We start from the raw sequence: 12,620 nt of genomic DNA, 5'->3' as shown, positions 1-12,620 counted from the left end.
ATGTCAGGTAAAAAAATATTATTGATTTTAATTGCGGCTGCAGTCCTTTCCCCTGTGGCAGCCCAGAAGGTTACCAAGACCGGAACAACTGCTGCAAAATTCCTGAGTATCGGTATTGGGCCAAGGGCGAATGCTATGGGCACCGCATATAGTGCTGTTGCTAACGATGCTTCTGCTATGTACTGGAACCCTTCCGGAATTGCGGGAATCAGTCAGTATCAGGCCGTATTCACTTATACAAAAATGTTCGCCGATATTAACGTTAATTATTTTGGTCTGGTTATTCCAGCAGGTGATATTGGTGTGTTCGGTATTAATGTTACCGCGCTTAATGTTGGTGAGATGGATGTAACAACAGAATACTATCCCGAAGGAACTGGCGAAAAATTCTCTGCCGGTAGTTATGCTTTCGGCTTTACTTTCGCAAAATTTATTACCCAGGATTTTGCGGTTGGCGCTACAATCAAATACATTAGGGAAGGTATCTACAATTCGAGTGCGGATGGATTCGGAATTGATATCGGTACTATTTATACAACTCCGTTCTACGGTATCAAATTTGCTTCGAGCATATCCAACTACGGTTCGAAGCTTCGTATGAGCGGCGACGATCTTTTAATCCGTCACGATCCTGATCCGCAGCGTGCGGGAAATAACCAGACCCTGGATGCTTACTACAAAACAGATGAATTTGAATTACCATTAAGACTTCAGGTAGGCCTCTCTCGCGATTTTATTATTATGGATCAGCACAGGCTTACGCTGGCTGTTGACGCGGTTCATCCGAACGATAATAATCAGTGGGTGAATATTGGCGGCGAAATCTCTCTCTTCGATAATCTCATTTCTCTAAGAGGAGGTTACAAGAGTTTGTTCCTTAAAGATACTCAGGAAGGATTAACTCTCGGCGCCGGTATTAACTACGGCGGTCTTGGAGTCTTCAGAATCTCGGTCGATTATTCTTACGAGAAGATGGAGTATCTCGATCATCTACACAGTTTTGGAATTGTTATTGGTTTTTAATTAACTGATTTATAAATATATTGATTGTTATTCACTAACCTAAATGGAGGTATCATGAAGAAAATATTCTTACTGCTCGCTTTACTGCTAATGGTTAGCTCTTCCTTTATTGTTGCACAGACTTTTCAGGTTAAGTTTGTAGTCAACATGAATATTGAATTTACGAAAGGAAGATTGACCGCTGCCGACGGCGTTTATGCCAGAGGTAATTTCAACGATTGGGGCGAGAGTCAGCTGACTGATGCTGACGGCGACAGGATTTATGAAGGAACATTTGCTGTTGATCCGGCAAAGCTTGAAGCCGGTACTAACAAAATGTTCTATAAATTCTATCACAACGGAGCCGGCGGAGTTAATACCGGCTGGGAATCTGACGTAAATGGCGGTAACCGTAATGCCGTCATTACTGCTAATACCGATTTGCCTGCTGCATTTTATAACAGCGGTGATTTTGCAACCGGCGGTACTTATACTGCTGTTGATGCTGATGTCAACTTCAGCATCGACATGTCCCTCCCGATCATGCAGGGATTCGACCCTGCAGTTGGTAAAGTCTATGTAGCCGGTAGCTTTACTGATTGGGGAACCGGTGCGGTTGAATTGACCGATGCCGATGGTGATAAAAAGTACACTAAAACAGTTCAAATTACATCTGGTACTGTTCTTATGTACAAATTTATCTTCAACAGCCAGGGCGGAGCAGCAAGCGCAGGTACATGGGAAAGCCCTGAAAACCAACCTTATATGAGCGATGTTATTACAGGCGATAATAACAGAATCTACGGTGTTATTGACGGTACTAATGATGTTACAAGATTCTGGAACAACACCGACCCAAATATTCAGCTTGCTTCCGGTGCTATTACCTTTAACCTCGATATGGGTGTTCTTGAAGAACTCGGCGTTTACGATCCTGCGGTTGATGTTCTCCAGATCAGAGGAGGTTTTAACGGATGGAGCGATGCTGACCGCGCAAGAACTTATATGAATCAGGATCCTTTATTCCCTGAAAAATGGTTCCTCTCGGTTCCGTTTGTTAATCAGGAAGTAAACGGTACCCAAACTTATAAGTATTATGTCGTTCTCCAGAATCCGGGCATCTGGCTCGATACCTGGGAAAGACCGAACTCAACAGGTGGCGGCGACCGTTCTGTTACATTTAAAGGTGAAACTAATCAGCAGGAACTTCCTCTCTATTACGATGACGTTCACCCAGCCTTCTTCATCGGACACGGACAAACTGTATCAATCAAATTCCGCGTTAATATGACCGATGCATTTGATGCCAACAAAGTTGCTGTTCCTATGGAAGCCGGCGATAAATTGTACTGGCTGCCGCGTCAACCTCTGTTCCAGAGAATGATGGGTTGGGAAGGCGCTGAAGATGCTGTTGAAAAATTTGAGCTGACGGATGCCGACGGCGATAAGATCTACGAAGGTACAATGACTATTACCGGTCCTCTTTTCAATGCTTTTCAGTACCGTTACGGTTACAAAAAAGCTGACGGAAGCTGGCAGAGAGAGCCCACCGCTCTTGGTACAGCTGTTTCCGGTAGAGTCCGTTATATCCCTCAGCCCGCTTCGAGACAGTTTACTCAGCCTTACACCGCTCCTATCGATACATGGGCAACAGATGCAGACAAATCCTCGCAGTTCGAAACATGGCCGGCTGGATTATCAAGTGTCCGCGATCTTGAATTCGGAATACCGACTCAGTATACACTTGATCAGAATTATCCTAATCCGTTCAACCCGACAACAGTTATCAGATTCAGCGTACCGAATGATCAATTGGTAAGCCTTAAAATCTATAACGTTCTCGGTCAGGAAGTAGCTGTTCTCGTTAATAAAGAATTGAAGGCAGGTTCTTATGAATTTGATTTCAATGCTTCCAAAATGAGCAGCGGAATTTACTTCTATCAGCTTAATGCAGGCAGCTTCTCATCAACAAAGAAGATGATGCTCATTAAGTAATCCGGATTTATATCCTATAAAAAAACCCGCTGAATAAGCGGGTTTTTTTATCATTTCAATTTTGTTGAACCATCGGTTTTAATTGATTTGCCAGATTCTGAGCGCCTAAATGATTTGGATTTCTTGACAGAATACTTGTGAGAAGTTCATAGGATTGTTGATAATTTTTAGCCAGGGCATATGCGCCAGCCAGGTTATACAATGCCTGTTCATCATTGCCTGAATATGATATCGATTCTTCCAGAAGTTTAATGGCCTCTTCCAATTTGCCCGAATTCAGCGCAATCTGTCCGAGCCATTTTGTACTGAATGCGTTTGGTTTTAATTCATACTCCAGATTTAATATCTTTTCTGCTTTAGCATAATCCCTGCTCTTTAAATATCCGAGCGTTATATTCTCCAGTTTATCGTAGAACTCTATTACAATCGGATATTGGTAAATCAATACTCTCATATGTTCTGTGAATCCATCTATATCGTCCCTTCCCAGGCTTATATCTGCAATTTGCTCTACAGCCTGATCCCAGGTTTTATTGCCGAGGATGAAGTTAACGGCCATTGTATCAATAAAATTCTTCGGCCTGCAAATAGTCCAGTAATCCTTCTTCATTTTCGGATCGTTGAACGGCCAGTCGTTTTTTAATACCCGTATTCTATAATCTGCAACTGTAGAATCAAATGTGGAAAAAACAAATTTCCCCGAAGCCATCTCATGCTGAATTTCATAAGGATATTTTTCTTTGATATCTTTCGGAAGAAAGTCCGATCTCCTCATCTCTTCGTAAAATAGTTTCCCGATTTGTTTATATCCCTCCAGGTTCGGATGGAGATGATCTGTCATCAGATTATCACCGGCAATACTGTTAATGCTCAATGAATTAAACAACGAATCCGCGTCAACAACCGGTACGGAAAATTCCTTCCCCAGATTCTTAATAATATGGTTTATTCCTTCCGGGGCTCTGAATCTTAATCCGTCCAGATCCTTGGCTAACCTGAAAAGTGAGTCGGCTAAAGTATAATTACCCGATTCGTATTCCTGCCTTGCCTCTGAAAAAATTTTGTCTGCGGGGGGATTATTCCCGCTGTTTATAGAAATAAAAGGAGGTTGGTCTTTTAAGTTGCTTGCCAGCGTCGATATTATGAGGGGTACATTTTCTTCTTTTAGCATCCTGATAATATCCGACATATTCAATTCAAACTGATTCAGACCTGCCCGGAATTTTTCCGAATTGAATTCAATCTCTTTCTCTGCCGCCATTCGGGACATCAGCGTTCCGGTTGCCGGATCCGAATTCTCAACCGTTATTGATTCCAGAAACCATTTTAGAAAATCCCTGATAAGCTGTGTAGTTTTAAACTCGTTCAGATATAATAGAAGGTTTATAAGAAACGGGGAATTGGAAACCGATTCCTGAGAACCGACTCCAAGCGCTCCGTAATATTCGTTGTGGCCCGTATAAATAAGTACCAGATCCGGTTTTTGATCGAGCACGTCCGGTACAAAATCTTTAAGTGTATATGAGTTTATTGCTGTAAGGCCGATATTGACAACTTCAATGTTCCTACCCGGATAATTCTGTTCCAGCCTTTTGCGTATATATCTCGAGAAAGAACCCATCGGCATGTAGGGATATCCGGCGGCAGAACTTTCCCCAAGTACAAAAACCCTGAACGAAGTCTCCTTCTTCTCAATATCGAATATATCGTTTATTGATGTGGGATTTGTGTTAACGGTGTAAAAGTACCTTCGGGCAACATCCCAGTTCAGCATATATTTCCCCGGTGCCGCCTCCACCCACATCGAAAGATCATATCCGTAATTAAATAATCTCAATCCTGATTCGAGCAGAACAAAAAATATTACCGGAATGAAGATCATAATCAGATAGAAATAAAAAGGAGTCTTCTGAGCGGGATTATCTTCAATGTATTTCTTTACTTCATTCAAATCCGCATTCAGAGTTTCAGCCAGTTTTTCCGCGCTGAGTTTGGTACGCCGCTTTTCAATAAATTTTTTCTGCTTGTTTGATAAGGCCACCGGGCTTTTAATCCTCAAATTATTCCCCTTAAAATAATAAAAATGAACCAAGAAAACGGACCCCTTTTTCACCGGGAATGTTAGGGATAATAGACTTATTTTAGTTTAACTGATTATTAAAGAAAAATATTTTACCGGTTTTATATATGATTCTGAAAAATAAATTTATCGGTTTAATTCTGATATTTTTTTTCTTTTCTTCACTCATTTCTGCTCAGGAGAAGGGAATATTACGGGGTGTTGTTAAGGATTCCACAAATCTGGAATCCCTTCCGTTCGGAAATGTATTGCTTAAGGAAATTAATGCGGGAACATCAACTAATAACAGAGGTTACTTCGTAATCCCTTCTGTACCTGCTGATGTGCGATATACACTTGTCGTATCGTATATAGGGTATAAATCGAAAATCCTTAATGTTGCTGTCTCTCCTGGAAAAATTACCGAACTGGAAATTCTGCTCGCTCCTTCTTCTGTTGAATTGCAGACCGTTGAAAAAATCGAGTACCTTAAACCGGAAGAGAATGTTCCGGACCTCGGCAAAATTGTAATAACCTCCGGTCGGATTGAATCTGTTCCGAAAGGAGTTGAAAGCGATCTTCTTCGGTCTCTTGTCTCAATGCCGGGTGTTCAGTCTACTGGCGACGTATCTGCAAAGTTTAATGTCATGGGCGGCGAGTCGAACCAGAACCAGGTTTTATTCGACGGCATTCCTCTCTATTATCCTTACCATGCAATCGGACTATTCAGTGTTGTTGATCCTGACCTCGTTAATAATGCCGAGTTTTTCAGAGGAGGGTTTCCTTCTCCTAACGGCCGTGCAATCTCGTCGGTTCTGAAAATCGGTACAAGGGACGGCAACAAAAATCATTTCGGCGGAAAAGTAAGTGCCAGTCTTCTTTCCCTTAAAGGGATGATTGAAGGACCGATACCGGGCGGATCGTTCTATTTAACCGTTAGACGAAGTACATCAAATAAAATTCTGAATAAGTTTCTCAATTCTGATGTACCGGTCGATTTCTACGATGCGGCATTCAAACTGAATATTTCCGATCCCGGATTTTTCTCGGGCGCTAAATTTACTCTGCAGGGATTATTCAGTCAGGATAATCTTAAATACGATGAACCGGACCGGCCGGATTATAGATGGACTAACAGCCTGATCGGATTGAAAGTGTTCACTGTCGGATCGGTTCCTTTCTTCCTTGATCTCAATATTTCTTTCAGTGCTTTTAAAAACGAAATTATATCGAAGGAAGGTGAAATAAAACCGAAACTGAATGAGCTGTACGACTTTACTATCTCGACGGATTTTCTGTATGTCCTGGATAATAAAGATGAATTCGGAATAGGTGCAGATATAAAATCGATCAGCTCAAAAATGTTTCTGCTAAACCGATTCGATTTTCGTGCCGATGTCGGTTCGGAGGGATTAAGTTCCAACGCGTATATCAATTATAAATTTTTACGATTTCCGGATTTTGGTGCTGATATCGGAATCAGAGCTAATCTGAAAAATCTGGCTGCTAAAGGGGATTTCCTGGAACCGAGAGTTAATTTATCCTATAAAGTAACAAATGCGGTTACTCTAAAAGGATCCTACGGAATTTTTCAGCAGGAACTGATAACGATCTACGACGAAAGGGAGGTTATTTCCCTCTTCGACCCGGTAGTAATTATTCCCGATTACCTGGAGAAATCCAGGGCAGCTCATTACATCCTTGGTATTTCAGCAGCCCTTTCTGATAATATAAATTTTGATCTGGAGGGATATTACCGAAAAATTTATACTTCGTCCTCTTTGAATGAAAACAGAACAATTGCTTCCGATCCGGAGTTAATCCCTTCACACGGGGAATCCTACGGCTCTCAATTATCATTCAATTTTAAAAACAGCCGATTCGAATTTAATTCCGGCTACACTCTTAGCTGGGCATTTAAGGAAGTGAACGGTATTAAATATAGACCAAGATTCGATTCACGTCATAATTTTAATCTCTCACTCTCCTACACTTTACCGGCTGAAATTATTTTTTCCTGTGTCTTCAGCTATCATTCGGGAAATCCTTTTACTCTGCAGTACGGGTATTATGATCAGTTCAGTATGAACGACTTTCTGAGAAATGGGAATTTGTTTGACAACGTTACTCATGTTCAATACTATAAGGAAAAGAACGGCGGAAGATTGCCTGACTATCACCGGCTCGACCTGATGCTCTCTAAAAAATTCAACCTTGGATTCATGAAATTAAGTTTCGATTTAAGCGCAGTTAATCTCTACAACAGAAAAAATATTTATTACTTTGAACAGAACACCGGTAAGCGAATAAATATGCTTCCGTTTATGCTTACCGGCACAATTAAAGCTGAAATATGAAAAATCTATTTTTGACGATATTGCTCGTTCCGCTTCTCTTCTGGTCGTGCGAAGAAAATGTCTCTCCAAAAGCTCCGCTGCCGGATGATTACGTTGTTAATATAATTATAAGAGGTGACTCAGGTATTCAAACTGCCACGGTTACTAAAGTGTATGATGTGGAAGGATTTAATCCCGGTGACCTCAAAACCGATCCGTCCGTTGCCGGCGCAAAAATATATTTGAAATATTCAGGCGCTAATACCGAGTATCTTTTCAGGGATACTACCGATAACAATCTGATTAATAAGAGATTCGGTACACCGGCGAAATATTATTATTTAAAAAATTTCCCCATGCTGAGCGGCAATGAAGTTGAAGTGAAAGCTGTTATGCCCGACGGGAAAGTAGTTACATCTAAGACCAGGATTCCGGAAGCGGTCTCCTTTACATTCGACGGCACCACGCCATTCATACCCGGTCCGCTTATCGGAAGAGATACTGTAAATATTTCTGTCGCGTGGAATAATTCACCCACAGAACTTGTAAAAATGGGTAAAGTGAAACTTGTCTATTTCTATAAAGAAACCGACGGATCCAAAACACGTTATGAAAAAGAAGTCCCTCTCGAAATTAATGTCTCCGGAAACGATACTTTAAAAAATTACTTTCTCAGCAATTTCAATAACGATATTAAATTCAGCAGGGCATTATTGAAAAAAACTCTCGAGGAGATCTCGATTGGCAACACTGCTAAAGGAAGGTATTCTATCGCTCCTCTGGAAGTTGAAGTCTTTGTTATGGATGAATACCTGACAAGATATTATTCTGCTGGACTTTTGTATGACTATGGATTTACAATTAGAAATCTCCCAACTCAGATTTCCAATATGTCCGGGGGATTAGGATTTTTAGGTTCATATTCATATTCTAAAATTACAATCAGGTTCGAGGATCAGTACCTGCTTAACAATTTCGGTTACCTTCGCGAAAAATAGTAAAGGTTCATATCTGTGCTAAAGAAAATAAGTCTGATATTAATCCTATTCTCTTTTCCGGTTACTGCGCAGGAATATATACGCGGAGCTGATCTATCCTCCGTTCCGCAAATAGAGGATCTGGGCGGTAAGTATAAATTGAAAGGGGAAGTAAAAGACGTACTCGATATCTTCAAAGAGAGCGGCGCTAATTATGTCCGGCTCCGTCTCTGGCATACTCCTGATAATCAGTATAACGGATTGTCCCGTACTATTACCTACGCAAAACGGATAAAGGAGAAAGGACTAAAATTCCTTCTCAATTTTCATTATTCCGATACGTGGGCTGATCCAGGAAATCAAACGAAACCGGAAGCATGGGAGAATCTTACTTTTGATCAGCTGAAAGATAGCGTTTATGAATATACTAAGCGGGTCATGAATCTTTTAGCCGCTCAGAATGCACTGCCCGATATGGTCCAGATCGGAAACGAAATTTCGGGCGGTATGCTCTGGCCCGACGGAAAGTTATATAATGTACCGGACTTCAACGGACAGAAAATAAAATTCGGTCAGCTGCTTAAAGAGGGGATCCGTGCTGTCCGCGAAACCGCGGGATCAAATACTGTTAGAACAATGATTCACATACCGTTACTTAACGGAAATTCCGGTAACGTTACATATTTTTATGACCTTATCGCGGCACAGAACGTTGAATATGATATTATCGGACTCTCATATTATCCATGGTGGCATGGGAATTTAACAGATCTCAAATCAACTTTGAATACAGTGGCTTCCCGTTACAATAAGGAGATCATAATTGTTGAAACTGCCTATCCCTGGTCAACCGGATATCAAAATGACGGCAAAACTAATCTAGTCGGCCCGGGGACAACATTAATCCCGAATTATTCTGCAACTCCGGCAGGACAGAAAAATTTCCTGCTGAAACTTTCGGAGATTATTAAGGAAACTAACAATAACAAAGGAATGGGATTTTTTTATTGGGAACCGGCAGATATATCAGTTCCGGGCCGGGGTTCTGTATGGGAAAATGTTGCGACTTTTGGCTTTACCAACTCAAACCGTGAAGCTGAAGCGCTTCAATCTTTGGATGCGTTTATGGATCTGAGTAATTCAATCACTGAGGACTATTACACGGTACCCGGACACTTCTTTTTACATCAGAATTATCCAAATCCTTTTAATCCTGAAACTACAATTAACTATAGTATTCCGGATGAGTCGAATGTCTCAATTATTGTTTATGATCTTATCGGAAGGGAAATTGTTAGACTCGTTGACGAAGTTAAAAGTCCGGGTTCCTATACAATCCGATTTTCAGCAATCGATTCCGGGTTATCAAGCGGTCTCTATTTTTACAGGTTGAACACAGGTAATTTTTCATCAGCCCGTAAAATGATCTATTTAAAATAACTTCAGCGGAATGATATGATTAGAATAAAAATTCTAATACTCTTCTTTTTTACCTCACTTATACTTCTCAGTCAAAATGACAATCAAACTGATGTATATGTGGATAAGTCAGGTATAATGCGGTGGAATGGATCGAACAAAGAGGTCTCGCTCTTCGGTGTCAATTACACAACACCATTTGCGTATTCCTTCAGGGCGCACAAAAAACTTGGCGTCTCTCTTAAATCCGCAATTGATCTGGATATTCAGCAGATGGTCCGGCTCGGATTTAATGCATTCAGGGTTCATGTGTGGGACAGGGAAATATCCGACCATGACGGAAACCTGTTATTAAATGAGCATCTCGACCTGTTCGATTACCTTATTTCGGAACTTGCGAAGCGGGATATTAAAACTATCATTACACCTATCGCGTGGTGGGGAACCGGATGGCCGGAACCGGATGGGGACGCGCCGGGATTTTCTCAGCTATACCCAAAACTTCAGCTAGTAACAAATCAGAATGCGCGTGCCGCCCAGAAAAATTATATTAAACAATTTATGGATCATGTTAATCCCTATACAAAAAATTCCTATAAGAATGAACCCTCAATAATCGCGATGGAAATTATTAACGAACCGTTTCATCCGGAAAATGCAAATGAGGTTACAGAATACATCAACGGGATGATAAATGTAATTCGGGATAACGGCTATACGAAACCTGTATTTTATAATATCAGTGAGAACTGGAGCGACGAACAGGCGCAGGCTGTTCTTGATGCTGATGTTCAGGGGATTACTTTTCAGTGGTATCCGACCGGATTGGTTCATAACAAATCACTTCAGGGTCATTATCTGTTAAACGTAAATAAGTACCTTATTCCCGCGGGGAATTTGAAGGGATTTAATAATAAATCGAAGATGGTTTATGAATTTGATGCTGCCGATATTCCCGGTTCTTTTATGTATCCCGCGATGGCAAGGAGTTTCCGCGAAGCAGGTATGCAGTTCGCCACGATGTTCAGCTACGATCCGGTTCAGATTGCATGGAGTAATACCGAGTATCCCACCCATTTCGTAAATCTCCTCTACACTCCTTCAAAAGCAATTGGGCTCTTGCTGGCTTCAAAAGTATTTCAGCTTTTGCCGCGTGAAAAATCTTACGGGGATTTCCCGGAGAATAACCGTTTCGGAGATTTCCGGATTAGTTACAAAGACGACCTCTGCGAATTGAATAGTGATTCACTCTTTATTTATACGAATAATACTTTAACTGCTCCGAAGAATACTAAAACTCTTACGCAGGTTGCCGGAGTCGGTTCTTCGCCGGTTGTTAATTATGATGGAACCGGTGCCTATTTTCTTGATAAGATTGATAACGGTACATGGCGGCTCGAAATTAATCCGGACGTTCTCTGGCTCCATGATCCTTTTCAATCTGTAAGTATCGATAAACAGTCAGCCAGATTATTCTGGAATGAAAGAAGAATTGAAATTAAACTTCCGGATCTTGGTTCTAAATTCGGAGTCGTTTCACTTTCGGATAATGAGTTTGAAACGGAGGCGCGGAATAATTCATTTACGATTAAACCCGGTATATATTTACTTTCAAAAGAGAATAGGGAAGACAGCAGAATCAAAGCTGACTTATCATTACCCGGATTCTATTCTGGTCTTTTTCAGCCCCGGAATCATTCATATCAGGTTTATATTGTAAATAAAAGTAGTGAAAATATGCCCGTCAGCGAACCGGTTAAGTTCAGTTTTGAAATTGCTTCGGATAAAAGAATTATCAACGCATCTCTTTTTGTTAAAAAGTCGGGCTGGAGCGGTTTCGCAAATTTTCCGCTTTCAAAAAAGAAAGGATTTACTTATCTGCTCGCCGACTCACTCAAAACTCTTGAAGAAGGTTTCTGGGAGTATTGTGTTGCAATTGAGACCGATAAAGGAATAATTACATTTCCAGGAGGAATAGAGAAGTCCCCTAATACCTGGGATTTTTATTCAGGTGATTTGTGGAAAGTAAGCGTACTGCCTGCCGGTATTCCTTTTGCCGTTCTCGATGTTAACCGCGATAAGAAGGATTTTGTCCTGCCCCCATTCACAAAAGGAATGACGTATAGATCGGATTTTAGCTCAAGAGCTTACAGCCTGTCTGAATCGTTTGCTGTGAATATAAAATATTATCGGAATAATGAAGTCCCGTTTGCGCTTCAGCATTCGGTTTCCGGATTGATCGGACAGCTTGGTAGTTCGGTTAATCTGTATTCCAGACTTGTTGTGAAAGGGAGGGGACTTGATGCAGGCGAAACTGATTTAATTATCGGATTATTGACCGTGGACGGAAAAAGTTTCAGGTCTCAAATAAAATTGAAAAATGAATGGACTGATATTGAAATTTCAATTGCACAATTCGATAAAGGTGACCTGCTGATAATGCCGTTTGCATATCCCAGATTTTTACCCAAATTCTGGCCCGGAACTAATAAACCCGGTGAAAAGATAGTACTGAAGGATTTGAACTTCATTCAATTGATCGCTCCCGGATCCGCAGGCAGTAATGAAACAAGTTTTGAAATTGAATCGATAATTCTGAAATAGTTTGTTAAATTTGTTATGAAAAAAAAAGTGGTAATTAATAGATGAGCAAATTATCTACTGTAGCGCAACTCTGGTCCTTTCTGATGAAAAACAAGAAATGGTGGCTTATGCCGATCATTTTCTTCCTGATCCTGCTGGGAGGATTAATTGTTCTTACTAAGGGCTCGGCACTGGCTCCGTTTATATATGCGATATTTTAAGACGGGAGCGAACTCCCGTCTTATTCTC

General features: G+C 40.9%; 8 protein-coding genes. 7 read left to right on the top strand and 1 reads right to left on the bottom strand.

Features of this window, described 5'->3' with window-relative positions:
* Both PLZ15_02275 and PLZ15_02270 read left to right on the top strand, forming a co-directional pair.
* Positions 1-1,023: a PorV/PorQ family protein gene (locus PLZ15_02275; GenBank protein ID HOI28559.1), complete on the top strand. Its 1,023-nt coding sequence runs from the start codon at positions 1-3 to the stop codon at positions 1,021-1,023.
* A 54-nt stretch (positions 1,024-1,077) separates the two neighbouring features.
* Positions 1,078-2,997, top strand: coding sequence for a T9SS type A sorting domain-containing protein (locus PLZ15_02270; protein ID HOI28558.1), 1,920 nt, complete (start codon positions 1,078-1,080; stop codon positions 2,995-2,997).
* Positions 2,998-3,052: 55 nt separating this feature from the next.
* On the opposite strand, the gene PLZ15_02265 is transcribed toward PLZ15_02270, so the two are convergent.
* Positions 3,053-5,056, bottom strand: coding sequence for a GDSL-type esterase/lipase family protein (locus PLZ15_02265; protein ID HOI28557.1), 2,004 nt, complete (start codon positions 5,054-5,056; stop codon positions 3,053-3,055).
* Positions 5,057-5,184: 128 nt separating this feature from the next.
* Here PLZ15_02265 and PLZ15_02260 point away from each other — a divergent pair, with 128 nt between their 5' ends.
* From PLZ15_02260 to PLZ15_02240, 5 genes are read left to right on the top strand one after another with little or no spacing between them, the layout of a single operon-like run.
* Positions 5,185-7,413, top strand: a complete 2,229-nt coding sequence (locus tag PLZ15_02260; protein ID HOI28556.1) for a TonB-dependent receptor — start codon at positions 5,185-5,187, stop codon at positions 7,411-7,413.
* A complete protein-coding gene (locus PLZ15_02255; protein HOI28555.1) occupies positions 7,410-8,390 on the top strand; it encodes a DUF4249 family protein in 981 nt (326 codons plus the stop codon). The genes PLZ15_02260 and PLZ15_02255 overlap by 4 nt, the downstream gene beginning before the upstream one ends.
* 15 nt (positions 8,391-8,405) lie before the next feature.
* Entirely contained in the window at positions 8,406-9,809 is a 1,404-nt protein-coding gene (locus PLZ15_02250) for a glycosyl hydrolase 53 family protein (GenBank protein HOI28554.1), read from the top strand.
* A gap of 15 nt (positions 9,810-9,824) precedes the next feature.
* Positions 9,825-12,392, top strand: coding sequence for a cellulase family glycosylhydrolase (locus PLZ15_02245; GenBank protein ID HOI28553.1), 2,568 nt, complete (start codon positions 9,825-9,827; stop codon positions 12,390-12,392).
* Positions 12,393-12,433: 41 nt separating this feature from the next.
* Complete coding sequence (locus PLZ15_02240; GenBank protein HOI28552.1) at positions 12,434-12,592, top strand: DUF5989 family protein; 159 nt, start codon at positions 12,434-12,436, stop codon at positions 12,590-12,592.
* Positions 12,593-12,620: the final 28 nt, after the last annotated feature.

This window comes from Melioribacteraceae bacterium (assembly GCA_035362835.1).
Lineage (GTDB): Bacteria > Bacteroidota > Ignavibacteria > Ignavibacteriales > Melioribacteraceae > DSXH01.
This window is presented reverse-complemented; position numbering and strand designations above follow the sequence as displayed.

What these genes read in the sequence shown, in the direction of transcription:
- PLZ15_02255 (HOI28555.1), top strand. Translation starts at nt 7,410, where the DNA reads ATGAAAAATCTATTTTTGACGATATTGCTCGTTCCGCTTCTCTTCTGG.
- PLZ15_02270 (HOI28558.1), top strand. Translation starts at nt 1,078, where the DNA reads ATGAAGAAAATATTCTTACTGCTCGCTTTACTGCTAATGGTTAGCTCT.
- PLZ15_02245 (HOI28553.1), top strand. Translation starts at nt 9,825, where the DNA reads ATGATTAGAATAAAAATTCTAATACTCTTCTTTTTTACCTCACTTATA.
- PLZ15_02240 (HOI28552.1), top strand. Translation starts at nt 12,434, where the DNA reads ATGAGCAAATTATCTACTGTAGCGCAACTCTGGTCCTTTCTGATGAAA.
- PLZ15_02260 (HOI28556.1), top strand. Translation starts at nt 5,185, where the DNA reads ATGATTCTGAAAAATAAATTTATCGGTTTAATTCTGATATTTTTTTTC.
- PLZ15_02275 (HOI28559.1), top strand. Translation starts at nt 1, where the DNA reads ATGTCAGGTAAAAAAATATTATTGATTTTAATTGCGGCTGCAGTCCTT.